At 71.0% G+C, this 24306-nt stretch carries 22 protein-coding genes; 9 read left to right on the top strand and 13 right to left on the bottom strand.

Going from position 1 to position 24306, the window contains the following annotated elements; all coding sequences use genetic code 11:
* Positions 1–27 precede the first annotated feature (27 nt).
* From EDD92_RS05370 to EDD92_RS05350, 5 genes are all read right to left on the bottom strand, one after another.
* A complete protein-coding gene (locus EDD92_RS05370; RefSeq protein WP_123963232.1) occupies positions 28–918 on the bottom strand; it encodes a helix-turn-helix domain-containing protein in 891 nt (296 codons plus the stop codon).
* Between the two features lie 177 nt (positions 919–1095).
* A complete protein-coding gene (locus EDD92_RS05365) occupies positions 1096–3378 on the bottom strand; it encodes a glycosyl hydrolase family 95 catalytic domain-containing protein (RefSeq protein WP_185123940.1) in 2283 nt (760 codons plus the stop codon).
* A 105-nt stretch (positions 3379–3483) separates the two neighbouring features.
* Complete coding sequence (locus EDD92_RS05360) at positions 3484–4161, bottom strand: trans-aconitate 2-methyltransferase (protein WP_123963231.1); 678 nt, start codon at positions 4159–4161, stop codon at positions 3484–3486.
* A 63-nt stretch (positions 4162–4224) separates the two neighbouring features.
* Positions 4225–6606 carry an excinuclease ABC subunit UvrA gene (locus EDD92_RS05355; RefSeq protein WP_123963230.1) on the bottom strand — a complete coding sequence of 794 codons (2382 nt, stop codon included), beginning with the start codon at positions 6604–6606 and terminating at the stop codon, positions 4225–4227.
* 55 nt (positions 6607–6661) lie between these two features.
* The gene (locus EDD92_RS05350) at positions 6662–7924 is read right to left on the bottom strand and encodes an MFS transporter (RefSeq protein WP_260326330.1); all 1263 of its coding nucleotides are present in this window, start codon (positions 7922–7924) and stop codon (positions 6662–6664) included.
* A 160-nt stretch (positions 7925–8084) separates the two neighbouring features.
* Here EDD92_RS05350 and EDD92_RS05345 point away from each other — a divergent pair, with 160 nt between their 5' ends.
* Complete coding sequence (locus EDD92_RS05345) at positions 8085–8588, top strand: hypothetical protein (RefSeq protein ID WP_399185377.1); 504 nt, start codon at positions 8085–8087, stop codon at positions 8586–8588.
* An 18-nt stretch (positions 8589–8606) separates the two neighbouring features.
* On the opposite strand, the gene EDD92_RS05340 is transcribed toward EDD92_RS05345, so the two are convergent.
* Both EDD92_RS05340 and EDD92_RS05335 read right to left on the bottom strand, forming a co-directional pair.
* A complete protein-coding gene (locus tag EDD92_RS05340; protein WP_123963228.1) occupies positions 8607–9341 on the bottom strand; it encodes a YqjF family protein in 735 nt (244 codons plus the stop codon).
* Between the two features lie 80 nt (positions 9342–9421).
* Entirely contained in the window at positions 9422–10477 is a 1056-nt protein-coding gene (locus tag EDD92_RS05335) for a LacI family DNA-binding transcriptional regulator (RefSeq protein ID WP_123963227.1), read from the bottom strand.
* A gap of 192 nt (positions 10478–10669) precedes the next feature.
* Between EDD92_RS05335 and EDD92_RS05330 the strand changes: the two genes are divergently transcribed.
* Positions 10670–11722, top strand: coding sequence for a glycoside hydrolase family 5 protein (locus EDD92_RS05330; RefSeq protein ID WP_123963226.1), 1053 nt, complete (start codon positions 10670–10672; stop codon positions 11720–11722).
* A 76-nt stretch (positions 11723–11798) separates the two neighbouring features.
* On the opposite strand, the gene EDD92_RS05325 is transcribed toward EDD92_RS05330, so the two are convergent.
* The 3 genes from EDD92_RS05325 to EDD92_RS05315 are packed head-to-tail and all read right to left on the bottom strand — an operon-like array spanning position 11799 to position 13770.
* On the bottom strand, positions 11799–12605 hold the full coding sequence (locus EDD92_RS05325; protein WP_123963225.1) for an SAM-dependent methyltransferase: 807 nt from the start codon (positions 12603–12605) through the stop codon (positions 11799–11801).
* Positions 12602–12895 (bottom strand): DUF397 domain-containing protein, encoded by a 294-nt coding sequence (locus tag EDD92_RS05320; protein ID WP_123963224.1) that lies wholly within the window; start codon positions 12893–12895, stop codon positions 12602–12604. Before EDD92_RS05320 ends, EDD92_RS05325 begins: the two co-directional genes overlap by 4 nt.
* Positions 12892–13770 carry a helix-turn-helix transcriptional regulator gene (locus tag EDD92_RS05315; RefSeq protein ID WP_123970278.1) on the bottom strand — a complete coding sequence of 293 codons (879 nt, stop codon included), beginning with the start codon at positions 13768–13770 and terminating at the stop codon, positions 12892–12894. The genes EDD92_RS05320 and EDD92_RS05315 overlap by 4 nt, the downstream gene beginning before the upstream one ends.
* A gap of 191 nt (positions 13771–13961) precedes the next feature.
* On the opposite strand from EDD92_RS05315, the gene EDD92_RS05310 reads away from it, so the two are divergent.
* A complete protein-coding gene (locus EDD92_RS05310; protein ID WP_260326328.1) occupies positions 13962–14402 on the top strand; it encodes an ATP-binding protein in 441 nt (146 codons plus the stop codon).
* A gap of 21 nt (positions 14403–14423) precedes the next feature.
* On the opposite strand, the gene EDD92_RS05305 is transcribed toward EDD92_RS05310, so the two are convergent.
* Positions 14424–15662 (bottom strand): PP2C family protein-serine/threonine phosphatase, encoded by a 1239-nt coding sequence (locus tag EDD92_RS05305; protein ID WP_399181933.1) that lies wholly within the window; start codon positions 15660–15662, stop codon positions 14424–14426.
* A 310-nt stretch (positions 15663–15972) separates the two neighbouring features.
* Here EDD92_RS05305 and EDD92_RS05300 point away from each other — a divergent pair, with 310 nt between their 5' ends.
* Together EDD92_RS05300 and EDD92_RS05295 are read left to right on the top strand one after the other, a co-directional pair.
* On the top strand, positions 15973–16725 hold the full coding sequence (locus EDD92_RS05300) for an SAM-dependent methyltransferase (RefSeq protein WP_399185375.1): 753 nt from the start codon (positions 15973–15975) through the stop codon (positions 16723–16725).
* Positions 16726–16842: 117 nt separating this feature from the next.
* Positions 16843–17685: an SMP-30/gluconolactonase/LRE family protein gene (locus EDD92_RS05295; protein WP_123963220.1), complete on the top strand. Its 843-nt coding sequence runs from the start codon at positions 16843–16845 to the stop codon at positions 17683–17685.
* Positions 17686–17703: 18 nt separating this feature from the next.
* Here the strand turns inward: EDD92_RS05295 and EDD92_RS05290 are convergent, their stop codons facing one another.
* Together EDD92_RS05290 and EDD92_RS05285 are read right to left on the bottom strand one after the other, a co-directional pair.
* Complete coding sequence (locus tag EDD92_RS05290; protein WP_123963219.1) at positions 17704–18876, bottom strand: flavin-dependent monooxygenase; 1173 nt, start codon at positions 18874–18876, stop codon at positions 17704–17706.
* A 104-nt stretch (positions 18877–18980) separates the two neighbouring features.
* Positions 18981–20162: a sugar diacid recognition domain-containing protein gene (locus EDD92_RS05285; RefSeq protein WP_123963218.1), complete on the bottom strand. Its 1182-nt coding sequence runs from the start codon at positions 20160–20162 to the stop codon at positions 18981–18983.
* Between the two features lie 205 nt (positions 20163–20367).
* On the opposite strand from EDD92_RS05285, the gene EDD92_RS05280 reads away from it, so the two are divergent.
* From EDD92_RS05280 to EDD92_RS05265, 4 genes are read left to right on the top strand one after another with little or no spacing between them, the layout of a single operon-like run.
* Complete coding sequence (locus tag EDD92_RS05280) at positions 20368–21300, top strand: ABC transporter substrate-binding protein (RefSeq protein WP_123963217.1); 933 nt, start codon at positions 20368–20370, stop codon at positions 21298–21300.
* Positions 21301–21311: 11 nt separating this feature from the next.
* Complete coding sequence (locus EDD92_RS05275) at positions 21312–22067, top strand: amino acid ABC transporter permease (RefSeq protein ID WP_123963216.1); 756 nt, start codon at positions 21312–21314, stop codon at positions 22065–22067.
* Positions 22064–22858 (top strand): amino acid ABC transporter ATP-binding protein, encoded by a 795-nt coding sequence (locus EDD92_RS05270; RefSeq protein WP_123963215.1) that lies wholly within the window; start codon positions 22064–22066, stop codon positions 22856–22858. Before EDD92_RS05275 ends, EDD92_RS05270 begins: the two co-directional genes overlap by 4 nt.
* Positions 22855–24120, top strand: coding sequence for an FAD-binding oxidoreductase (locus EDD92_RS05265; protein WP_123963214.1), 1266 nt, complete (start codon positions 22855–22857; stop codon positions 24118–24120). Before EDD92_RS05270 ends, EDD92_RS05265 begins: the two co-directional genes overlap by 4 nt.
* Positions 24121–24306 lie beyond the last annotated feature (186 nt).

Raw genomic sequence — 24306 nt, 5'->3', positions numbered from 1 at the left:
CGGGGTGCCCGGCCGGTCTCACCAGGGTCACGCGGGCGGATGGTGCCCGGATTGGATGTTTCGGAACTCCTGCGCGAGCCAGGCGCTCGGCGTGCAGGAGGCCAGGGCGGCGAACTCGCGGTCGAGGTGGGACTGGTCCGCATAGCCGCAGTCGGCGGCCAGGCCCGCGAGATCGGGCAGGCTCATGGGGGTCCCCCCGCTCGAGCGGAGCCGAGAGTGGGGGAGGGTCGCCAGGCGGCGTCGTGCCAGGTCGAAGCGGATGACCCGGGCGGCGGCCTTGGGGGTGAGACCGATCTCGGCGCGGAAGCGGTTGCGCAGGTGCCGCTCGCTGAATCCGGTGTCGGCGGCCAGCTTGTCGATGCGCAGGCGACCGCCGGCGGACAGCAGCCGCTGCCAGGCGTCCGCCACCGGGGAGGCGAGGACCGTCCCCACACTGTCGCGCTGGACCATGAGGTGCAGCAGCCAGGCGTCGACGACGGCGAACCGGGCGGCCCAGTCCGGTGCCTCGCGGACCTTGTCGTGGACCTCGCGTACGCCCGCGCCCAGCACGTCGTCGGCGTGGACGTCGGTCCCGGCCAGCTCTCCCGCGGGCAGCCCCAGCAGGACGCGGGCGCCGAGCGGGCTGATCGCGACCTGGATGCCGGACTGCCGCCCGGGGATGTCGATCAGTGCGGGCGTCAGGTGCAGGCCGCCCAGCAGGGTGGGGTAGTCGCCGGGGGCGGCGCCCGGATCGGGATGGGCGGCCATGCTGAGCGGCTCGTCCAGGGTGATGATCAGGGTCAGCCACGGCGAGGGCAGTCCCCGGTGCCGGCCGTGCGGGATGCCGCGCTGACGGTAGCCGGAGTACCAGCCGACCAGCCCGCGCAGCGGCGGCGCAGGCACCGCCCGCACCGCCTCGTCCACGAGTTCGCCGCCCATGCGGTCATTGTCCGGCGCCGGACGCGGGTAGCGCTACACGGCCTCCGCGCGCCCCGTAAGGGGAGCGGGGCTGTGTCGATATGCGGCTCCGCCGCGTGGGCGCGACCAGCCCCCATCGGCCCGCGCACGCGGCGGAGCCGCACATCGATACAGCATCACCGCGCCACCAGCGGAGCGCTATGGCAGGCCCCACGCCTCACCGGGCTCGCTCGCAGTCACGGGAGCGACGACGAGATCGGGCCGTTCGCCGGTGTACAGCAGGACCTCGCGGCCCTTGGGGAGGTCGACGGCGAGGGTGCCGTCGGAGGTGGTGCGGGTGTGCGCGGGGCGGCCGTCGTCGAGGACGGCGGTCAGCCGGCCGGCGGGCAGCCCGTGGCGCAGTTCGAGCGGTTCGCCCGCCAGGCTGCGGACGCGCACGAAGCGGGTGACCCCCTTGGTGCGGACCGCGCTGACCAGGAAGGCGCCCTGGACGCGGAAGTCGTGCAGGGTGACGTCCGGCCAGGAGGAGGGGACGGCGGGGAAGACCCGGACGACGCCGCCCCAGCTCTGGCACAGCATGTCGTGCAGGGACTGCGAGGCCGACAGCGGTGTCTCGATGACCGGACCGGCCTCGGTGTAGTGGGTGTTGGCCCGGCAGGGGTAGCGCGTGGTCGGGTCGAAGAACTTCTTCAGATACGTCAGCGCCGTGTCGCCGCGGCCCATCATCGCGTACATCGACGCGGCGCCCGTGTAGCTGTAGCCGCGGTGCGCCCCGGTCAGCGCGTGCCAGCGCACCACCGTCTTCTCGATCAGCTCCCGCTGCTCGGGCTGGTCCCAGTTGACGAGGTAGAGCGGATAGACCATGAGCAGATGCGAGTAGTGGCGGTGGGACTGGGCGTACGGAGTCTCCGCGCCGATCATGAAGCCGTTCTCGTCGACCGGGTACGGGGTCAGTCGGGCCAGTATCTCCTGCCAGCGCTGCTTCAGCGGGTCGTCGATTCCGAGCCGTGCGGTCGCGTCCAGGAGTGTGGTGCAGCCCCAACGGATCAGCGCCAGGTCGTAGTTGGTGTCCCGCGGGGGGACCACCGGGTACTCCGGCGAGAGTGTCGACGGCAGGTGGAGCCTGCCGTCGTCGCCGGGCTGGAGGAAGTGCCAGTAGTAGTTGATCGTGCGGCGCAGCAGCGGGTGGATGGTGTCGCGCAGCAGGGTCTCGTCCATGGTGTGCCGGTAGCTCAGCCATGCGTTGTGCAACGCCCAGGTCAGGTCACCCACTTCGGCACCGGTGCCGGGCATGCCGACGCTGCGGTCGGCGAACATGTCGGAGCTGCGGCCGATGCCGGCACTGTCCGGGCGGTAGGCGGAGGGCACGTTGGCGACCAGTTGCTCCTGGCTCTGCCTCAACGTGCTGACGAGCGAGTCGAGTTCGAGGTGGTTGGAGCCGTGGATGAGCCAGTACTCGAGCTGGACGTTGAGGTTCCACCACACGGCGGGCCAGGGCGTCGGTTCCAGCCACGGCCCTGAGGTGGCCATCACGGGTCCGCCCGCACGGCTCGCCGACGCGACCTTGTACAGCTGGATCCAGTGGAAGCTCTGCAGCCGCTGGTCGGGGATCGAGACGAAGCTCTTGCGGTAGAACGCATGCCACCAGCGGGTGTGCTGCGAGCGGAGCTCGCCGTAGGAACCGGCGCGTTGGATCTTCCGGAGCGAGACCTCCCCGGCGCGGGTGTCGGAGGGGTGGCTGTGGGCCACGCTGAGCAGGAGGGTGTCGCCCGAGCGGCGGTGGGCCGTCGCGGTCTGGCCGCCGCCGACGAGCGGCTGGAGGACCTGTTCGACATCGCCGGTGGTCTGTGTGGTCCAGGGCGGGTTGGCGACGTATCCGGCCGGTGGCGCCTCCTGGATCTTCCGGGGGCTGATGGCCTCCTCGGGGTGGAAGGTCCAGCGGACCTGCTCCTCGCCGTCGGCCGTCACGCGTGCGGCGAGGATCCCGTCGTGGACGAGTGCGGAGAGCGTCAGGGTGCCCTTGTCCGTGGTGACCGTGCCGGTGAACTCGGCGTTCCACAGGCTCAATCGCCAGTCGACGGAGGCGATGGTGCCGGCCGGGTCGAGGGTCAGGTGCCCCACGGGCAGCCGGGCGGTGCCCCAGCCGCTGCCGAACTCGGGCCGGTGGTCCTGCACTTCGCCGTGCTGCACGGTGAAGCGGATGCTGTTCGCGTCCGGTTCCCGGTACACCATGCTGCCCAGGCGCCCGTCGCCGAGGAACGGGCCCTCGTGCCAGACCGTGGGCAACCGGTGCCACACCAGATCCTGCCCACGCAGGAAACCGGCCCACGCGCCGTCGGAGTCCATCCGGTTGCGGAGCCGCCAGCGGCCGCCGGGCGCGGAGGCTTCCGGGGGAGCGGTGGCGGCAGCGGCGACGCCGGGTAAGGCCGCGGCGGTCGCACCGCCGAGCGCTGAGCCGAGCACGGTTCGTCTAGAGGTCATTGCAGGGTGCCTCCACGATGCGACGGGACAGTTCCTGACGGGTCGATTCATCGGATCTATTTTCCGGCGAAGCGTAGGACTGGCGCACAGTGGGCGTCAACGGTCTCAACACGCCATAGATTGATCCGATGTACGGGTGTCGTTTGCAGATTCTGCGACGCCGATGAACTGCCCGGCCACCGTCCGGACACGAACCGACCACCCCAGCGCGGAGAGGCCGCTCGTGAGCGCCCGCGCCTCGTGGAAGACCTTCACGATGCGGTACTCGCTGCCGTCGTCGAGCCGCCGCACCGCCGCCGGGACGGGATGATCCGCGAGGACGTCCTCGGAGGCGGCCCCGGCAGGCCCGTCGTCGATGAAGATCACTTTGCCGCCCGGGGCGAGCGCGTCGGCGACGGTGCTCCAGAAGCGGGGCAACCGCTTCGGCGGGACGTGAGAGAGCCAGAAGGCGAAGAACACGGTGTCGTACCGCCGCGGCGGCTGCCACGCGAACAGGTCGGCCTCGACGAACTCGACGGTGGAGGCGGCAGTGCGCGCACGAGCGAGGGCCAGCACCTCGGCTGCCGCGTCGACGGCCGTCACCGAGCGCGCCCGGGCGGCGAGCAGCCGGGTCCACTGGCCCGTTCCGCAGGCCAACTCGAGCACATCTCCGACTATCGGGAGATCGTCGACGGCGGTGAGCAGCGCCTGCAGTTCGGCGTGCTCGGCATACGGCCGGTCGTACTCGGCCGCGCCCGCCCGGTAGTAGGCCAACTGCTCGGCCAGCAGTGCGTCGTCATCCATACCGCCACGGTCGGCCCTGCCCCTTGGGCAGGGTCAAGGCCGACCGGACATGGGGCGCCCCGGTCAGGCGCCGACGTACTGCGCGAGGTGCTCGCCGGTGAGGGTGGAGCGGGCGGTGACCAGGTCGGCCGGGGTGCCCTCGAAGACGATGCGGCCGCCGTCGTGGCCGGCGCCGGGGCCGAGGTCGATGATCCAGTCGGCGTGCGCCATGACCGCCTGGTGGTGCTCGATGACGATCACGGACTTGCCGGAGTCGACCAACCGGTCCAGCAGACCGAGGAGTTGCTCCACGTCGGCGAGGTGGAGGCCGGTCGTCGGCTCGTCGAGGACGTAGACGCCACCCTTCTCTCCCATGTGCGTGGCCAGCTTCAGGCGCTGGCGCTCACCGCCGGAGAGCGTGGTCAGCGGCTGGCCGAGGGTGAGATAGCCGAGCCCGACGTCCGCCAGGCGCTCCAGGATCTTGTGCGCGGCCGGGGTGCGGGCCTCCCCCTCGGCGAAGAACTCCAGGGCTTCCGAGACCGGCGTCGCGAGCACCTCGGAGATGTCCCGGCCGCCGAGCCGGTACTCCAGGACCGAGGCGTCGAACCGCTTGCCCTCGCAGTCCTCGCAGGTGCTGGCGACCCCGGCCATCATCCCCAGGTCGGTGTAGATGACGCCCGCGCCGTTGCACGTCGGGCAGGCTCCCTCGGAGTTCGCGCTGAACAGCGCCGGCTTGACGCCGTTGGCCTTGGCGAACGCCTTGCGGATCGGTTCGAGAAGACCGGTGTAGGTCGCCGGGTTGCTGCGCCGCGAACCCCGGATCGGGCTCTGGTCGACGGAGACGATCCCGAGCTCCTCGGGGATCGACCCGTGCACGAGCGAGCTCTTTCCGGACCCCGCGACACCGGTGATCACGGCGAGCACACCGAGCGGGACGTCCACGTCTACGTCCTGCAGGTTGTTCGCCGTGGCGCCGCGGATCTCCAGGGTGCCGGTGGACTTGCGCACCCCTTCCTTGAGCTTGGAGCGGTCGTCGAGGTGGCGGCCGGTGACGGTGTCGCTGCCGCGCAGCCCGTCGAGCGTGCCCTCGTAGCACACGGTGCCACCCGCCGTGCCGGCGCCCGGTCCGAGGTCGACGACGTGGTCGGCGATCGCGATGACCTCCGGCTTGTGCTCCACGACGAGCACCGTGTTGCCCTTGTCCCGCAGCCGCAGCAGCAGACCGTTCATCCGCTGGATGTCGTGCGGGTGCAGGCCCGCGGTCGGCTCGTCGAAGACGTAGGTGACGTCGGTGAGCGAGGAGCCGAGGTGGCGGATCATCTTGACGCGCTGCGCCTCACCACCGGAGAGCGTGCCGGCGGGCCGGTTCAGCGAGAGGTAGCCGAGACCGATCTCGACGAACGAGTCGAGGGTCTGCTGCAGCGAGGTGAGCAGTGGCGCCACCGACGGCTCCGCGAGGGCGCGCACCCAGTCGGCCAGGTCCCTGATCTCCATGGCGCAGGCGTCCGCGATCGAGATCTTCTTGATCTTCGAGGAGCGGGCGTGCTCGGCGAGCCGGGTGCCCTCGCACTCGGGACAGACGGTGAAGGTGACCGCACGCTCCACAAAGGCCCGGATGTGCGGCTGCATCGCCTCCTTGTCCTTGGACAGCATCGACTTCTGGAGGCGCGGGATCAGACCCTCGTAGGTCATGTTGATGCCCGCGATCTTCATCCGGGTCGGCTCACGGTGCAGGAGATCGTGCAGCTCCTTCTTCGTGAACCTGCGGATCGGCTTGTCCGGGTCGAAGAAGCCGGACTCCGCATACAGCCGGGAGTTCCAGCCGCCGCCGGTGTAGCCGGGGATGGTGAACGCGCCCTCGTTGATCGACTTGCTGTCGTCGTAGAGCTGGGTCAGGTCCAGGTCCGAGACCGAGCCGCGGCCCTCGCAGCGCGGGCACATGCCGCCCACCTTGTTGAAGGTGACCTTCTGCTTGGCGCCGCCGCCCACCGAGATCGCACCGGCCGCCGACACCGAGGGCACGTTGAAGGCGAATGCCCCGGGCGGGCCGACGTAGGGCTTGCCGAGCCGGCTGAACAGGATCCGCAGCATCGCGTTGGCGTCCGTGGCAGTGCCGACCGTGGAGCGCGGGTCGGCGCCCATCCGTTGCTGGTCGACGCTGATCGCGGTGGTCAGGCCGTCCAGGACGTCGACCTCGGGCCGCGACAGGCTGGGCATGAAGCCCTGCACGAAGGCGCTGTAGGTCTCGTTGATCAGACGCTGCGACTCCGCGGCGATCGTGTCGAACACGAGCGAGCTCTTGCCCGAACCGGAGACGCCCGTGAAGACCGTCAGCCGGCGCTTCGGGATCTCGATGCTGACGTCCTTGAGGTTGTTCTCGCGCGCGCCGTGCACGCGGATCATGTCGTGGCTGTCGGCGGCGTGCACCGCGGGCACCTGCGCGTTCGTCCTCTTCGCCGTGGTCATCGTCTCTCCATGGGTCGGGCCGGGCGGGCGCGGGAGTCGTCGTTCTGCGGTCACGTTAGCCGCGGCTGACGAGAGCGCGCTTCTCGATTCCTGATCGGTTGCTGCGCCGGACCAGCAGCAGGACGCACGCGAGCGCGCCGAGCGCCACGGTGGCGAGCCCCGAGCCGCCGAGCGTCGCGCGCGGGCCCAGCGCCGTGGTGAGCGGTCCGCCGAGCGCCGTGCCGAGCGGCGATGCGGTGAGCAGCACCGCGCTGCGGGCCGCGAGCATCGCGGCCAGGTGCTGCGGGGGCGACTTCGCCTGTATGAGCGTCACCGAGAGCGCCACGAACGGGCCGTAGATCGCGCCGCCGAGCGTGAAGCACGCGACGGTCACGGCCGTCGGTGCATCGGCCCCGAACGGCACCAGCATGAGCCCCCAGGCCGTCACGATGCCGACCGTCACGGGCCACAGCGGCAGCCGCCGCAGCGCGCCGACCGCCAGCGTGCCGAGCACCGCTCCGAAGCCGAACAGCATCCAGTACAGGCCGAGCAGGGTGCCGGGTGCGTGCAGGTCCTCGGTCACGTGCAGCGGCAGGGCGACCTCGACCGGGCCGTACAGGAAGTTGAAGAACCAGGTGAGCGCCAGCAGCCCGAGCAGTTCGGGACGGGACCGCACCAGCGCGAGCCCGCCGCGGGCCGCCGCCCCGTCGACGGGGGAGACCTGCCCCGACTCAGGCAGCCGGGTGCGTGCGACGAGCACGGCGAGGAAGGCGTAGGTGAGCGCGTCCAGGCCCAGTACGAGCGCGGAGCTCGCGTACGTGACCAGCACTCCCGCGAGGGCGGGCCCGGCGATCGTGGCGGCGAAGTCGAGCGAACCGACGAGGGTGTTCGCTGCGAGCCGCTGCTCCTCCGGCAGCAGCTCGGCGAGCAGGGTGTACTTGCCCGCGCTGCCCCAGGCGTGCAGCAGTGACGAGACCGCGAGCAGCACGACGTACAGCGACGGCGAAAGAACCCCGGCGAACCAGGCGAGGGGTACGGCGCCCAGGAACACACCGCGCACCACGCTGTCGGCGATCAGCAGCCGCCTGGCCGGCACCCGGCGCAGCCGGCGGCCGAGCACGAGCGCACCGACCACGCCCGGCAGGGTGTATGCGGCGACCGCGCCGCCGACCCACAGCCCCGCCCCGGCCGGCGGCGCGAGCTCGACGGCGAGCCACGCCACCGCGACGAAGCTCATGCCGTCGCCGAGGCAGGAGACCGCGAAGCCGAGGATCAGCCGCCGGAACAGCCGGTGGGCGAGGACCGGCCGGTACGTGGAGGGAACGAAGCGTCGGATCACCCCGGTCACGCTAGGCGGGGCCGGCGGGGCGGCGCTTCTCGATTCCTGATGGCTCTGGCTGCGGTCGTCGGTGAACAGCGGCCGGTGATCATGCGTACCCCTGTGGTACGCCCGCCCGTCCGGGGCGGGGCCGAACAGCGCCGAGAGGGAGACGCACGTGTTGCCGCACCCGACGCGAGGACGCACCGCACGCATCCCGCCCACGACCCGGCTCGTACGCGGCGCGACACTGGCCGGCAGTCTGGCAGTCCTTCCCCTGGCCGCGGCCTGCAGCGGGGGAGAGGACGACACCCACGAACGGTCCAGGGCGAGCAGGACGGCCGTAACTGCTGCCCCGGCGGCCGGAGTTGTCGCACCGGCGAAGGTGGAGGTCATCGCCGAACTGACCGGCTGCAAGGCCAGGATCCGGGTGGAGGCGGAGGAACTGCGCCAGGGCGTCTGCCACACGGAGAAGGCCGACTACCTCATCACCACCTTCCCCCAGGACGGGTTCCAGCAGGTCTGGCTCGACAGCGCCGCCATGTACGGGGGCAAGTACCTCGTGGGCACCCGCTGGGTGGTCAGCGCGCAGCCGAAGATGCTGGAGCGGTTCCGGCCCAGGCTCGGCGGGACCATCAGGCGACTGGGCGTTGCGGGCCCGACACCACAGCCGGGTTCGTCGTGACGCCGGTTCCCGGATCCTCTATCGGACCGGGGACGGCGTCCCGAACCGGACCGAGACGCCCGGCGAGTAGAGCACGCTGACCGGCGCGTCCGTCATCCGTGGCAGTCCGGCCGCCGTGATCAACTCGTCGTCCAGGTCGAGCAATTCGGCCCGGTGCAGCGGCCAGGGCGCGTGCTCGTTCGGCAGATGCACCGTGCGGCCGTGCCAGGGGACGTGCATGCCCCAGCGGGCGGTGAGGAACAGCTCCAGCGGTGTGGGCTGCGCTATGGGCGCGCCAGGGCGCACCACGACCCGGCTTCTGGGGCCGCGGCCTGCGGACCGTCCGCGACGGCAGGTGTAGGTGAGCCTGCCGCCCTCGCGGTGCAGGCCCATCGCCGACCACACATAGGGCAGCCGCACGCCCAGCCGCCCCACCAGCACGGGCAGCAGCCGGGTCGCGTCCAGGGAGCGGAACACGACACCGCGGCGGCCCCGCTCGTCCACCGAGTACAGCCGTACGTTCGTCTCGCAGAACGTTCCGAGATACGGCAGACCGGGCCCCGGGCCGAGGCCCACGCCGCGCATCAGGAACGGCACAAGGCCGACGTAGGTGACCCCGTCGAGAGTGTCCGGCCGGGTCCCGGAAGGCAGCAGAGCGGCGACCCGCTCCGGCTCCACCGGCCAGTGCAGGAAGGTCAGTTCATGCCAGCCCTGCACCAGCGTCGGCCGTCGTACGGGCCGCGGGGTGGACGCCGTGACCGGTTCGATCTCCATGCCCAGCCTTGTAGCACGCGGGCAGCGGCCCGGCTGCTCGAACAGGCCCGGGTTCGCCGGCGTTGTGCGCAACGGCACAGTCATCGGCGCCGGTCCGGCGGGGGCGCGGTGCTGTGTCTGACCACCAGGCTGGTCGGGACGAGATCGGTGCCGGGCTTCGAGTCGCCGCGGGTGCGGATCTGCTGGAGGGCGTCCTGGACGCAGCGGCGGCCGACCTCCGCGAAGTCCTGGTGGACCGTGGTCAGGGGCGGGACGAAGAAGGCGGCGTCGGGGATGTCGTCGAAGCCGACGACGCTGATGTCCGCGGGCACCCGCAGGCCGCGCTCGTGGAAGGCGCGCAGCAGCCCGAGCGCCATCTGGTCGTTGGAGGCGAACACGGCGGTGCAGTCCGGCTGTTCGGCGAGCGCGAGACCGGCCGCGTAGCCGGACTCGGCCGACCAGTCGCCGTGCAGCGGCGGCGGCACCGGGCGTCCCGCCTCCTGGAGGACGGCGCGCCAGGCCTGGGTGCGGCGCTGCCCGGCGAAGGACGTCTCCGGGCCGGTCACGTGCCAGACGGTGCGGTGACCCAGGTCGAGCAGGTGGCTGACGGCCTTGCGGGTGCCGTCGGCCTGGTCGGTGTCGACCACGCTGTAGCGGTCTCCGGCGTCGGAGTCCACGACGACGACGTGCACACCGGGCGGCAGCTGCACCGTGCCGGTGTCCAGCAGATGGATCTCCATGATGACGATGACGGCGTCGACGGCCAGCTCTCCCATCCGTGTGAACGCCCCCAGCACGTTGTCCTGGGTGGGGACGTCGATGGGGATCAGGGTGATCGCGTAGCCCTCGGCCGCTGCATGGGTGGCGATCGCCTCCACCGTGCGGCTGTTGCCCGTGGAGGACAGGCTGAAGAGGATCACGCCGATGGTGTTGAACTGGCCGTAGCGCAGGGCGCGCGCCGCGCTGTTGGGCCGGTAGCCCAGTTCCCGCATCGCCGTGAGCACCTGCTCCCGGGTCGCGCCGATCACTCCGGGGTAGCCGTTGGAGACCCGCGAGACCGTCTGTGACGAGACTCCGGCGAGCTTGGCGACATCGGCCATGGAGACCCGCTGCTTGCGGCGTCCGCCCGGAACGCCGGTGCTGCCCCGTTCCACCACTGGTGCCTCCCTCGGGTGCCCGACCTGTTGCGCGACGCACCGGATGTTACGCGTGAGGAGCCTTGACGGCCGCTGAGGCGGATGCCACGATTCCGGCGCCGCCGAGTTTACGTAAACATCCGTTGCGACGACAGCGCATGTTTACGTAAACATGCGGGGCGCCGAGCCGCCACCTCCTGAAAGGCCACGTCGATGCGCAAGACCCCCACCAACCGCCTCGCTCCCCGGCTGCGTGCCGCCTGCGCGGCGGTCGCGATCGCCGCGGTCGGCGGCGCGTCCCTCACCGGCAGCCCGGCCTCCGCCGCGCCGACAACGGACACCACCCAGTTCAAGGGCGTCAACTGGGCCGACCCTCGCGACAACTACGCCAACGACCCCGTCGTCCTGTCCGGCCTGTCGCTCTCCGACACCTACGCCCAGACGTACACCAAGGCGAGCCGGGTCATCTCCGCGTTCCGCGCCAACCTCGGTGCCAACACCGTCCGTCTGCCCATCAACCCGTACACCGTCAACGGCTCCTACTGGAAGTCGTACCGCGGCGTGATCGACGCGGCGACGGACAAGGGCTTCAAGGTGATCCTGTCGTACTGGGAGGGCACGGGCGCCCAGAAGGACGGCTTCATCGACGACGAGGCCACCTACTGGCCGATGTGGAACACCGTCGTGGGCGCCTACAAGGGCAACTCGAAGGTCTACTTCGAGCCGATGAACGAGCCGCACGGCTACACCGACACCCAGTGGGCCGACATGGCCGCCAAGTGGCTTTCGACGTACGGGTCCGTCCCCCGCAACCGCGTCTTCGTCAGCGGCGCCGGCTACAACGACCACGTCACCTCGGTCTGCGCCGACCCGCGCCTGAAGGGCACCTACCTGTCCCTGCACCACTACGGCTTCTGGAAGGACTACGCCACCTACGACCAGTGGGTGTCCGACCTCAAGGAGCGCCTCGGGAACTGCGCGAGCCGTACCGTCGCCGACGAGTTCGGCGCCCCGATGACCACCGGCCTGAACTACAACAAGCCGGACGCCACCAACAACTCGATCAACTTCATCCAGGCCGACACGGACACCTTCCGCAAGCTCGGGATGGGCTCCGTCTACTGGCCGGGTCTGCGCACCGACGACACCTACTCGATCCAGAAGCTGATCGGCGACTCCGCCCGCCCCTGGCTGGCCACCACCAACCAGTCCGGCGCCGACCGTCTCGCCTGGGCCTGGGGACGCGGCCGGCCCGTCCAGCCCTGACCCGTCGCCCGTCGAACTGCCGGACGGCCCCGGACCCGCTCGGGTCCGGGGCCGTCCGCCCCCCTGCACCTCGGGGCTACCGCTTGATGCCCACCCCGGTCCAGAGGCTGACCTCGGCGTCCGTGGCGCCACAGTCGCTGTCCGGGCGCCAGCGGTGGCCGACCGCGATTCCGGGGTCGAGCAGGTCCAGTCCGCTGAAGAACCGGGCGACGTCGTCCTTCGAGCGGAACTGCACCGGCGTGCCCGCACTGGTGTAGATGTCGGTGACCTTCTGCCAGGTGGCCGGGTCGAAGTCGGGCGTGCAGTGGCTCAGGGCCAGCGCGCTGCCCGAGGGGAGGACGGCCAGCAGACGGTCCACGATGCCGTACGGGTCCTGCGCGTCCGTCACGAAGTGCATCAGGGCGTTGAGGGACAGGGCCACGGGCTGGTCCAGGTTCAGGACCTCGGCCAGTGCGGGGGACTCCAGCAGCGCGGCAGGGTCGTTGACATCCGCCTCGATGTACGTGGTGCGGCCCTGGGCCGTGCTGCGCATCAGGCGCTCGGCGTACTTGAGGACGAGCGGGTCGTTGTCCGCGTAGACCACCCTGGCTTCGGGGACCACGGACTGGGCCACCTGGTGCAGGTTCGGCTCGGTGGGGATGCCGGTGCCGATGTCCAGCCACTGGCGGATGCCGTGCTCCTGGGCGAGCACGCGGGTGGCGCGATGCATGAACGCCCGGTTCTCACGGGCGCACACGAAGATGGCCGGGTAGGCCGAAGCGACGGTCTCCGCGGCCCGCTTGTCCACCTCGAAGTGGTCCTTGCCGCCGAGGTAGTAGTCGTACATCCGGGCGGAGTGGGGCCGGCTGGTGTCGATGTCCCGCGCCGCGTGCGAGTTGGTCATGCTGTCCCTTTCGGTGGGGTGCGTGGGGGGTACAGGGCCGTCAGATGATCGGCGAGACCTCGTTTGACTCCCGCGACGAACGCGGTGATCTCCTCCGGGGTGTAGATCAGCGCGGGGCCGGCCGGATCGGTCGACTGCCGCAGGGCCACACGGCCGTCGGCGAGCTGTTTCGTCTGCACGCACTGGCCCCCGTTGGGGCCGCTCCACGGAGACTCCCAGCCCTGTTCACCGAGGTCCGACGCCGGCATGCCGTTGTAGACGCCGCTGACAACGCTGTCGGCGCTGGTCATGAGTACTCCTTTCGCATGCGGTTCAGGAGCGCCCGGCTGTCCGTGTCCGAGGTCAGCAGGGACATGCGGTTGTGCGCCTCGAGATGGGCCGCGACGTCCGAGCGCTGGTCCAGGTACATGGCGCCGGAGAGGATCTCGCTGTAGACGATGTCGGGCAGCTCCGGCTCCTTGAACCGGAAGTACGTGAAGGGGGCGCACGCTCCGACGTGGGCGCCCGCGGAGAACGGCACGACGTCGACGCTGACGTGCTCCAGCTCCGAGACCTCCAGGAGCCGGTCGATCTGCTCCCGCATCACCTCGGGGCCGCCCACCACCCGGTGCAGCACCGTTTCCTCGAGCACCACCCACAGCGTGGGCGCGTCGGGTCTCTTCAGCAGGCTCTGGCGACGCAGCCGCAGATCCACCCGCCGCTCCAGCTCCTCCTCACTGCCGCCCGGGAAGCCGCCGCGCAGGACCTCGCGCGCGTAGTCGTGGGTCTGCAGCAGTCCTGTCACGTAGTGCGGCTCGTAGGTGCGCAGCGTCGTCGCCCCGGCCTCCAGGCTCACGTAGCCGCTGAACCAGCTCGGCAGCACATCGCGGTACACATGCCACCAGCCGGGCTCGTTGGCCCGCTCGGCGAGGTCGACGAACTCGTCGATCTCCTGCCGGTCGGCCCCGTACGTCTCGAGCAGCTTGTCCACGTAGAGGGGCTTGAGGCCGACCTCCGCCTTCTCCAGTCGGCGGATGGTCAAGGAGGTCACCCGCAGGGCCCTGGCCGCGTCGTCCAGCGTCAGCCCCGCTTCCTGGCGCCGCTCCTGCAGCCGCCGGCCGAGGATCATGCGGAGAACGGTAGGTGCACTGGGGCTGTTGCCCGCGCCCGACCGACCTTCGTTCACCACGCCCTACCTCCTGAGTGGCCGTCACCGCGCCGCCGAGGGAATCGACTTGGCGAAGCGGACGGACAGATACCGGCTCCATGAAATTATCAGGCAGCTGGTTGCAGCTTGAACTGCCCTGTGAGCATAGTTACTTGTGTGAATCGTTTCGACGTTCACTGCGCGCCCCGCTCCCCATGGAAGGCAACTGCGTGTCCCCCCACACGACTTCCTCCCCGCAGCTGTTAGACGCCCCGAACCCGGAGCGCACCCACTGGCTCGAACTGCCGCCGCACCGCTCCAGCATCAGAGTCGCCCGCCGCTCCATCGGCGCGCGGCTGAGCGCATGGCGCCTGCCGGGCGACCTGTGCGCGGACGCGGTCCTGCTCGTGTCCGAACTGGCCACCAACGCCGTACGGCACACGCTGAGCGCCCGGGTCCTGTGCGGCATCGGGCTCATCACCGACCAGTGCCTGCGCCTCGAGGTCCACGACCACGACCGCACGGACCGCGGCCTGCCCCGCTGCGAGCCGGACCCCGACGACGAGAGCGGCCGCGGACTGCTCATCGTGGAGGAGATCGCGGACAGCTGGGGAGTCGACCGGTCCAGACTCACCGGCGGCAATGCCGTGTGGGCGCACCTGACGGCCTGAGAGCCTGCCGGGGAGGGGCGTTCAGTCCTTCTGGGGCGTCAACTCGGCGAGCAGCAGGGTGCGGTCGTCGGCGGCGGCCGCGGCGGAAGGGGTGCCCAGCAGCCGTCGGCACAGGGACTGCAGCGGGTCCTGTTCGCCGGCGGACGCGGGGTCGACGGCTGCCGTGTCCAGGGCGCGGGCGAGGCGGGTGATCTCCTGGTCGATGTCGGCGTCCCGGGACTCGACCAGGCCGTCGCTGTAGAGCACGAGCAGAGCGGGTTCGTCCAGGGTCAGCACGGTCGCCTCGTAGCTGCCCGTGCCCAGCCCCAGGGGCAGGCCCGGGCCGGTGAGCGCGACCGGCGCGGTCCGGCCGTCGGGGCCGCGCAGCAGCGGGGGCGGGTGGCCGGCCCCCACCAGGGTGCAGGTGCGCTGCCGGGCGTCCCACTCGGCGTAGATACAAGTCGCGAACGAGGCTCCCGGGGTGTCGCAGGCGAGTGCGTCGAGGCGGCGTATGAGATCGGCCGGAGGGATGTCGAGGGTGGCCAGGGTGCGGACGGCGGTGCGCAGCTGGATCATCGCGACGGCGGACTCCGGGCCGTGCCCCATGGCGTCCCCGACGACCAGACTGACCCGGTCACCCGGCCGTCTCAGCACGTCGAACCAGTCACCGCCGATGATGTTGCCCTGCCCGGCGGGCAGGCAGCCGTGGGCGATGCGGCAGCCCTCGACCTCCCGTGCCGTGCCGGGCAGCAGGCTGTTCCGGATGGCCAGGGCGGTGCGGCGCTCGCGCTCGTAACGGCGCGCGTTGTCCAGGGCCGTGGCGGCTCGTGCAGCCAGCGCGTCCGCGGCCACGACGTCCGCGGGCCGGAACGGGGCCCGGTCCGGGCCGCGTGAGCAGGCGACGAAGCCGACCGCGGTGCCCCGCAGTTGAAGCGGGACGACGAGGAAGGACGACACACGTAGCAGGTCCTTGATCCGCGCGTCGCCGCCCGCGGAGGCCACAAGCCGCTGGGAGGTGTGCGGGTCGACCGTGTCGAGCAACTGCGCGTGCCCGGCGGCGAGCGCACGCGCGTACGGCGTCTCGCGCGGGAAGACGATCACCTCGCCGACCGGCAGCACACCCTCCCAGTCCTCGACCGCGTCCGTGCCGATGCGCAGCGCCAGACGGCGCGCCTCTATCTGGGGCGGGTCCGCGACGGCGTACGCGTTCTCGTCGCGCAGCCAGCGCTCCAGCAGATAGATCGATGCCGCATCGCAGAAGCCGGGGGTCAGCGCGTGCACGACATGGGTGCCGGTCAGCCCCAGGTCGAGTTCCGAGCCGATGGCGTCGGCGGCGGGGGAGAAGGCCGACCGGCGGGGCGAGGGCAGTGCGGCGGGGGGTGCGTCGGTGCGGCTGCGCGGTTCGTTCCGCAGGGGTCGTGCCTTTCGGGGTGGGGGGGCTCCGGGCGCGCGGCGATGAGGGTGGCTCGCCGTGCGTCGTCGGCAACTATATGATGTCGCGTCAAGGCCCCTGGCCGGAAAGGGAGTTGTAGTGCTCGACAACAAACGGATTCCGCCGGGGACCGATCCCGACAAGGCGAGTGTGGCCCGCATGTACGACGCCATGCTGGGCGGGCAGCACAATTTCGCCATCGACCGGGAGGCGGTGGCCGCCGTCACGGGCATCGATCCCCAGGTGCGCACGCTGGCCCGGGCCAACCGCGCCTTCCTCGGACGGGCCGTGCGCCACCTGGTCGACGCCGGGGTACGGCAGTTCATCGACCTCGGCTCGGGCATCCCCACCCAGGGCAATGTGCACGAGGTGGCCCAGGCGGCGAGCCCCGGGGCCCGGGTGGTCTACGTGGACAAGGACCCCGTGGCCGTGGCCCACAGCACCTCCCTGCTCGCTGACAACCCGGACGCGGACATCGTCGACGCCGACATCCGCCGGCCGGCCGACGTGCTGTCCTCCCCGAAGCTGCGCAAACTGATCGACTTCGAGGAGCCCGTCGCCGTCCTGATGGTCGCGATCCTGCACTTCGTCACGCCCGAGGAGAACCCGGCCGGCATCGTCGCCGCCTTCCGGGACGCCCTGCCCGAAGGCAGCTGGCTGGCGCTGACCCACGCCACGAACGAGGACCGCCCGGACACGGCCGCCGCCGTGAGCAAGCTCTACAGCGCCAGGGCCACCTCCCCGGTCACCGCCCGCTCCCACGACGAGATCCACGACCTGTTCACCGGCTTCGACCTCGTGAAGCCGGGCCTGGTCTACGTCCCCCTGTGGCGCCCGGACCCCGGCGACCGGATCCCGGACAAGCCGTCGGAGTACTGGGTGTATGCGGGAGTCGGCCGCAGGGGCGCATAGCCGGTCCTGCAGTGTTCAGGTACCGGCCGCCGCGCGCTGTCGATTCGGTGGGCCCTCGTTCGTGTAGAGGGTGAGAGGCCGGCACCGGGCCGGCCCGAGCGCAGGGCTGTGAGGACGATGACCCACGTATCCACGCTGCTCACCGGCCGAGGACTGGTCGAGTCACCCCGCTGGCACGGCGACCGGCTGTACTTCTCCGACTGGACCGCCGGCGAGGTCCTCGCCGTCGACCGGGACGGCCGCAGCGAGGTCGTCGCGCGAGTCCCGTCGCTGCCCCTGTGTACCGCCTGGCTGCCCGAGGGCCGGCTGCTGGTCGTCTCGTCCGCGGAAGGGCGGCTGCTGCGCCGCGACCCCGACGGCAGCCTGGTCGAGTACGCGGATCTCGGCATCCCGGGCTGGAACGACATCGTGGCGGACGGCCGCGGCAACACCTACGTCAACCGCGCCCACTTCGACCTGATGGCAGGGGAGGACGTCAAACCCGGTTCGGTCCACCTGGCCGCGCCCGACGGCTCGGTCCGCGAAGTGGCCGACGACATCGCCTTTCCCAACGGCATGGCGGTGACCCCCGACGACTCCACCCTGATCGTCGCCGACTCCTACCGCCGCCGGCTGCTCGCCTTCGACATCGAGGCCGACGGCACCCTGTCGCGCCGACGTGTCTGGGCCGACCTGGGCGAGGGCACCCCGGACGGCATCTGCATCGACGTGGAGAACGCCGTCTGGTACGCGGACGTGCCGGGTCGGCGGTGCGTGCGCGTCGCGGAAGGCGGCACCGTCCTGCAGACCGTGCCGCTGGACCGCGGAGCCTTCGCCTGTGTGCTCGGCGGACCCGACCGCAGCACTCTGTTCATCACCGCGGCACGATGGCAGGGCATGACCGAGACCGAGATGGTGGCACCGGGAAGCGGGCAGGTGCTCGCGGTGCCGGTCGAGGTACCGGGGGCAGGACGGCCGTAGAAGCGTGCCGACTGCGCCTCACAGGAACGGCGTGCCCGCATCGAGCCCCGACAGGACCCGGCCGTAGATCTCCAGATTGGTCGCGGGATTGACGAAGGAATGCAGGTTCAGGGCCTGCACATCGCGCACCATCCGCTGAATGGGCACCTCCCGGCGCAGCGAGGACGCCCCGGAGGCGGAGGCGATCAGGTCGACGGCCTCCTTGCACAGCCGTGCCACATAGCCGCTCTGTGCGCGGATCCTGGCGCGCTCCTGCAGTGCGTACGGTTCACCGGCCTCGATACGGGCGACGAAGTCGCTGGTCAGCAATTCGGCGCAGGAGATCTTCAGCGCTGCCTCGGCCGCCTGGAGATGGGTGACGGTCGCCTCGTTCTGCCGCTGGTGGAACGTGTAGGTGATGCCCCGCCGATGGATGCGCCCGGTGAACTCCTCCAGCGCCGCCCGCGCCAGGCCCAGTGCGTTCGGTGCCGTCCAGGCGCAGAACATCAGCAGGACGGGCATCCGGTAGAAGGGGTCGTCGGCGTTGGACTTGGAGGGGAACTCGCCGTTGAGAAGGGGCCCGACCGGCAGCACCCGGTGCGCGGGTACGAACACGTCACGGGCGACCACGCTGTTGCTGCCGCTGCCCGCCAGCCCGGAGACATGCCAGTCGTCGAGGATCTCCAGCTCGGCCATCGGTACGGCGGTCCACAGCACCTCGGGCGGCCCCTCACCGGATTCCACGCGAACCGTCAGCAAGTGCCAGTCGGCGTGCCGGCAGCCGGTCGCGAAGCCCGAGGTGCCGTTGACGACATAGCCGCCGGACGTGGCGACCGCGGTGGCGTCCGGGATCAGGGTGCCGCCGACCCGTACGTCGGGACCGGTGAAGATCTCGTCCTGGGCCTCGTCGGGGAAGAGCGCCGCGATGAAGGCGCAGCCGGCCTGGATCAGGGCCGTGAAGGCGGTCGAGCCGCACGCGGCGGCGATCTCGGTCAGCGTGTCGACCTGGGTGCGCAGCGGGGTCTGGTAACCGCCGTACCGCCGGGGGACGTTCATCCGGTAGATCCCGGCGTCCGTCAGCGCCGCGACGACGTCGCCGGGCACGCTTCGCTCCTGCTCGGTACGGAGGGCGTGCTCGCGGATGAGCGGAGCGATCGCGCGTGCGCGTTCGACGATGCCGGCGTCGGAACGTGGTGCTGACGACGGAGCCATGGACGACCTCCGGGCACTCCGGGCACGACGGGCCCTCACCGTGACGCGGATCGCGCGCACTGTCAACGGCGCCTGCGGGGAGCGGAGTTGAACGGAACGGCGCGTCAGCCACTGCCCATCTGGTCGGCCAGACAGGCGAGGTAGAGGGCCATGGTGGTGCGGTGTTCGCGCAGCGGCCGGCCGGTGAGCTGCTCGATCTTGTTCATGCGGTAGACGACTGTGTTGCGGTGGATGTGCAGGGCCGCGGAGGCCCGTACGAGGTTGAATCCGCTCTCGCACCAGGCGGTGATCGTGTCGCGGAGCGCCGGCCAGTCCGGCTGGGCGCGCAGATCCGCGGTGGTGAGGTCGACCAGGCGGTTGCGGGCGGACTGGTTCACCGCGGCCAGGACCTGGTGGACCCGCAGATCGGCGATCAGCTGGACGGGGGAGTCCCCTGCCGAACGCCCGCCCAGGCGCAGCGCGTCGCAGGCGTCCTGGTACGAGTCGTGCAGACCACCCACCGAGGAGGCGGGCTCGCCGATGCCCACCCGGGCGGTGAGACCGTCCTGCGCGGCGATGACGTCGACGACCCGCCGGCAGTCGGCGACCAGGGACTCCGTGCGGCGGCGGGCCGGAACACGGTGCAGGACACCGATCCACCCGGGCGCCGCACCGGCGACGATGTCCTGAGGGTCGGCGAAGACCTCGCGGACGGTGCGCAGCAGTTCCGTGCGGACCAGTGCCACATCCTGGGTGGGCCCGCCGCCCCGGCGCCGGGTGGTCCCCTCGGGCACGGTCACCTCGACGGCCACCGCGATCCGCTGCAGCCGCAGGTCGAAGCCGAGTTCGGCGGCGCGGAACACGAGGAAGTCGCCCTCGACGACCTGAGGATCGTAGGAGGCGATGTCGGCGAGCAGCTTCTCCGCCGCCCGCTCCGAGAGCAGCCGGGAGCGCAGCATCACGGACTCCCTCAGCAGGATCTCCGTCTGGCGCTTCACCAGCAGTCCGAAGCGGCGTACCTGGGCGGGGGTGCCGGTGATCCCGACGGTGCCGACCGCCTGCCCGCCCGCGACCAGCGGCAGGGTGACGCCGGGGCGTACCCCGCGCAGCTGCTGGGCCTGCGAGGCGTTGTGCGTGGCGGGTTCCTGGGTGCGCACGACCTCCACCGACGCCTCGTGGAAGGACCCCACCCGGCTGCTGTCGCCGCTGCCGATGACCATGCCCTCCGCATCGGTGATCAGCACGTTGAAGCCGATGACGGCGGAGGTGTCCCCGGCGATCTCCTGGGCGAGTGACGGGCTCAGCACGACGGTTCCTCCCGTGGGGGAGAGCGGGCCGGGGTTGGACGCATCGTACAGGGCAGCGCACGATTCCGGCCACAAGTTCGTACGAAGTGAACGGTGACGCACCGCACGGTCGATCTCTAGCGTATGGGCCCAATCAACCTCCCGCCGAGGGCACAGCGCGGTGAACGGCGGGCCCCCTCAGTGCCGATACGGAAGGCCCACGCCGATGATCCGTGTGCGCTCACTCGCCATCGCTTTGTCCGCGATGCTGATGATTTCCACGGTCGCCGCCTGCAGTTCGGACGGCGACGACTCCCCGAAGAACGTGTCCGCGAAGACCGCCGCCCTGGGCACGCTCACGCCCGGCGTCATCAAGGTGGCCGTCCAGCCGTACGCGCCCTACACCAGCGTCCAGGGCGGCAAGATCGTCGGCCTGGACGGCGACATCCTCGCCTACGTCGCCAAGAAGCTCGGCCTCCAAGTCAGGCCGCAGGTGACGGACTTCGCCGGCATGCTCGCCGGAGTGCAGTCCCGCCGGGTGGACATCACCGTCGGCGGTGTCGCCTGGTCCGCCGACCGGCAGAAACAGGGGCTGTTCACCGACCCGCCGTACTACTCGCCCCCGGCGATGGCCGTCCGCAGCGGCAAGACCTACAAGACGGTCGACGACCTCAAGGGCCTCAGCCTCGGCACGGTCGAGGGCTACGTCTGGGTCAAGTCCATCCAGTCCGTGCCCGGCGCCAAGCTGCACGCCTACCCGGACGCCACCGGCGTCTTCGACGACCTCGGCGCGGGCCGCGTCGACGTCGGCTTCCTCGACCCGCTGATCATCATCGCGGCGCAGAAACAACGCCCGGAACTGAAGATCAAGACGGAGTACCTGACACCGCCGACCGCCGCCGAGGTCAAGGCCAAGCCCGCCTACGCGTACTTCCAGCCGTACCAGACCGGCTTCTACCTCCCCAAGAAGGCCACCAGGCTGGAGAAGGCGATCTCCGCACAGATCGACGCCATGTACACCAACGGAGAGATGGCCGAGCTCGTGAAGAAGTACGGCGGCGACCCCGAGCAGTTCCTCAAGCCCGCCGCCGACGTCGCCACCGCGCGCCGCGGTGTGGACCGTCCGAGCAGCTGGACGCCGCCGTCCATCGGACAGTGAGGGGAGCGAACATGTCCGGTCTCTTCCAAGTCCCCTGGTCCGACTACCGGTCCGACCTCCTCGACGCGCTCTGGCGCACCGTCTCCTACACACTGGTCAGCTTCGCCGGCGCGGTCCTCCTCGGCCTGGCTGTGGCGCTGCTGCGGCTGAACCGGGCCTGGCCCGCGCGGGCCCTTGCCGCCGTCTACACCGAGGTGTTCAAGAACGTCCCGCTGCTGGCCATCATCTTCCTGACCTACTTCGGCCTGGCCTCGGCCGGGGTCCGGCTGGACGTGTTCACCGCCGGCTGCCTCAGCCTGATCGTCTTCTACGCCGCCTACCTGTCCGAGATCTTCCGCTCCGCGATCAGCGGCGTGCACGCCGGACAGACCGAGGCGGGCGAGGCGCTCGGACTGGGGAAGGCGGGCATCTTCGCGCACGTCGTCCTGCCGCAGGCCGTACGCCAGGCCCTGCCCGGCACCAACACCATGCTGGTCGACCTGCTCAAGTCCACCTCGCTGCTGGTCACCGTGTCCGCCGCCGAGCTGATGTCGGAGGGCCGGCTCATCACCTCGGCCACCTTCCGTGCACTGGAGGTGTACCTGGTCATCTCGGCCATCTACTTCGCCCTGTGCTATCCGCTCTCCCAACTCCTCCTGTTGCTGGAGCGGAAGGTACGCGCCGGCATCCCTCTGTCTCCCCGGCGACGGCACCGGATGCGCGCCGCCCGTGCGCTGCTCGCCGCCGACCTCGGAGCACCGGCCGACCCGAAAGAGGCTGCCGTATGACCGAGCCCGTCACCACGGCGAAGACCGTGCCACCGGCCCGCCCCGAGGCGGTCGTACGGATCGAGGGCCTGAGCAAGTCCTTCGACGACCGCCTGGTGCTCGACGACGTGAACCTGGAGGTCGACCGCGGCCGCATCGTCAGCGTCATCGGGCAGAGCGGCGGCGGCAAGACCACCTTGATGCGCTGCATCAACCTCCTCGAACGCCCCGACCAGGGGACGGTGGAGGTGGCCGGCGAGGTGGTGCACGGCGGCGGCCGTACGGTGTGCCGCGACCTGCCGCGGCTGCGCCGTACCGTCGGCATGGTCTTCCAGCGCTTCAACCTCTTTCCCCATCTCACCGCCGTGGAGAACGTCGTCCTGGCGCAGCGCAGGGCCGGCGTGCCGGAGCAGGAGGCGCTGGAGCGGGCCGTCGCGCTGCTGCGCCGGGTCGGCGTGGCGCACCGCGGCCTCGCCCAGCCGGACCAGCTCTCCGGCGGAGAACAACAACGCGTGGCCATCGCCCGTGCGTTGGCGCTGCGGCCCGAGGTGCTGCTCTTCGACGAGCCCACCTCCTCCCTGGACCCGGAGGCCACCCGTGAAGTGCTCGGCGTGATGCGTGAACTGGCCGCCGACGGCATGACGATGCTGCTGGTCACCCACGAACTGCCCTTCGCCCGCGAGGTGTCCGACCATGTCGTCTTCGTCGACGGCGGCCGCATCGTGGAGGAGGGAGCGCCGCAGGACGTCCTCGACCGCCCCGCCCAGGCCCGCACCCGGGAGTTTCTCGCCTCCTACGAGTCGGCCTCATGACCGCGCCCGTGGTGGTCCTCGGCGGCGGCGTCGTCGGACTGTGTACCGCGTACTACCTGGCCGAGGCGGGCCTCGCGGTGGAGGTCGTCGAACGGCGCGGCCTGGGCTCGGGAGTGTCCCGGGGCAACGCGGGCTGGATCTGCCTCAGCCATTCGACGCCGGTCCCGGCCCCGGGGGTCGTACGGTACGCACTGAGCTCCCTGGGCCGACCGGACTCGCCCCTTTATCTACGTCCTCTGCCCGACCCGGCGTTCGTCCGCTGGTTGTGGCGGTTCTGGCGCAGCAGCACCCCGGCCGCCTTCCGGCGCGGCTACGCGGCGATCGCCGAGCTGAACCGCACCACCTTCGACCTCTTCGACGGCCTGCGCGACGCCGGAGTCGACACCACCCTGACCCGCCCCGGCATGGTCCACGCCTTCCTCTCCGCGGCGGAGGCCCGCCACCACCTAGCCGTACAACGGGAGATGGCCGACGGCCGCTACCCGTTGCCCGACGACGTCACCACCGGGGACGAGGCCCGGCTGCTCGACGACGCGCTGTCGCCCGGGGTGCGCGCGGCGTATCTCGTGGAGGGAGAGGGCGTGGTCGACCCGGAGGCATTCGCCCTCGGGCTCGGGCAGGCGCTGGCCGCGGCCGGGGTGAAGGTCCACGAGAACGCGGAGGCGGTGGGGTTCGGCACGTCCGGCGGTCAAGTCACCGCGGTGCGCACCGACTTGGGCGAGATACCGTGCCGGGCCGTCGTCATCGCGGCCGGCATGCGCTCTTCCGGCCTCCTGGGCGCGCTGGGACACCCACTGCCCCTCCAGGCGGGCAAGGGCTACAGCTTCTCCGTGGACCTGGACCCCGCCCCCCGGCACACGCTGTACTTCGGCGAACGCCGGGCCGTGGCCTCACCGATCGGCGGCACGACACGGATCGGCGGCACGATGGAGCTGAGCGGCAACAACAACCGTCTCGACTGGCGCCGCGTCGTCGCCGTCGCCCTCGCGAGCCGGCACTACCTCGGCCGTTGGTTCGACGACCCGGACGACCTGGTCGGCCTGATCCGCGATCCCTGGGTCGGCGGCCGTCCCTTCCTCCCCGACGGCCTTCCGGTCATCGACCGCGTCCCCGGCCACGACAACGCCTTCGTGGCCACCGGACACGGCATGCTCGGCGTCACCCTGGGCCCGGTCACGGGGCGCCGCCTCACTGAGTACGTCCGCACGGGTCGTCGCCCCGAAGCCCTGGAACCGTTCCGCTTCGAGCGGTTGCGCCACTGATGCCGGCGTGACTCAGTGGGCCGGGTGCCGGTATCGCCGCAGGGCCGGCCATCGTGCCTGGCCGGCGCATTGCTGACGGTCGGCCTTGCGCTGCGAGGTCATGGACTCGGTCGGGGCCAAGGAGGCTGCGCTGTCAAAGGTGGAGCGCCGTGCAAGTGAGGAGACACGAGCAGCGTGATCACCTTC

Source organism: Streptomyces sp. TLI_185 (assembly GCF_003814765.1).
In the GTDB taxonomy this organism is placed as follows: Bacteria; Actinomycetota; Actinomycetes; order Streptomycetales; family Streptomycetaceae; genus Streptomyces.
Note: the sequence above shows the minus strand (reverse complement) of the source record. Positions and strands in the feature narration are given on the sequence as shown.

What these genes read in the sequence shown, in the direction of transcription:
- EDD92_RS05370 (WP_123963232.1), bottom strand. Translation starts at nt 918, where the DNA reads ATGGGCGGCGAACTCGTGGACGAGGCGGTGCGGGCGGTGCCTGCGCCG.
- EDD92_RS05355 (WP_123963230.1), bottom strand. Translation starts at nt 6,606, where the DNA reads ATGACCACGGCGAAGAGGACGAACGCGCAGGTGCCCGCGGTGCACGCC.
- EDD92_RS05360 (WP_123963231.1), bottom strand. Translation starts at nt 4,161, where the DNA reads ATGGATGACGACGCACTGCTGGCCGAGCAGTTGGCCTACTACCGGGCG.
- EDD92_RS05290 (WP_123963219.1), bottom strand. Translation starts at nt 18,876, where the DNA reads ATGGCTCCGTCGTCAGCACCACGTTCCGACGCCGGCATCGTCGAACGC.
- EDD92_RS05270 (WP_123963215.1), top strand. Translation starts at nt 22,064, where the DNA reads ATGACCGAGCCCGTCACCACGGCGAAGACCGTGCCACCGGCCCGCCCC.
- EDD92_RS05265 (WP_123963214.1), top strand. Translation starts at nt 22,855, where the DNA reads ATGACCGCGCCCGTGGTGGTCCTCGGCGGCGGCGTCGTCGGACTGTGT.
- EDD92_RS05300 (WP_399185375.1), top strand. Translation starts at nt 15,973, where the DNA reads ATGTACGACGCCATGCTGGGCGGGCAGCACAATTTCGCCATCGACCGG.
- EDD92_RS05325 (WP_123963225.1), bottom strand. Translation starts at nt 12,605, where the DNA reads ATGACCAACTCGCACGCGGCGCGGGACATCGACACCAGCCGGCCCCAC.
- EDD92_RS05320 (WP_123963224.1), bottom strand. Translation starts at nt 12,895, where the DNA reads ATGACCAGCGCCGACAGCGTTGTCAGCGGCGTCTACAACGGCATGCCG.
- EDD92_RS05365 (WP_185123940.1), bottom strand. Translation starts at nt 3,378, where the DNA reads ATGACCTCTAGACGAACCGTGCTCGGCTCAGCGCTCGGCGGTGCGACC.
- EDD92_RS05340 (WP_123963228.1), bottom strand. Translation starts at nt 9,341, where the DNA reads ATGGAGATCGAACCGGTCACGGCGTCCACCCCGCGGCCCGTACGACGG.
- EDD92_RS05280 (WP_123963217.1), top strand. Translation starts at nt 20,368, where the DNA reads ATGATCCGTGTGCGCTCACTCGCCATCGCTTTGTCCGCGATGCTGATG.
- EDD92_RS05295 (WP_123963220.1), top strand. Translation starts at nt 16,843, where the DNA reads ATGACCCACGTATCCACGCTGCTCACCGGCCGAGGACTGGTCGAGTCA.
- EDD92_RS05330 (WP_123963226.1), top strand. Translation starts at nt 10,670, where the DNA reads ATGCGCAAGACCCCCACCAACCGCCTCGCTCCCCGGCTGCGTGCCGCC.
- EDD92_RS05275 (WP_123963216.1), top strand. Translation starts at nt 21,312, where the DNA reads ATGTCCGGTCTCTTCCAAGTCCCCTGGTCCGACTACCGGTCCGACCTC.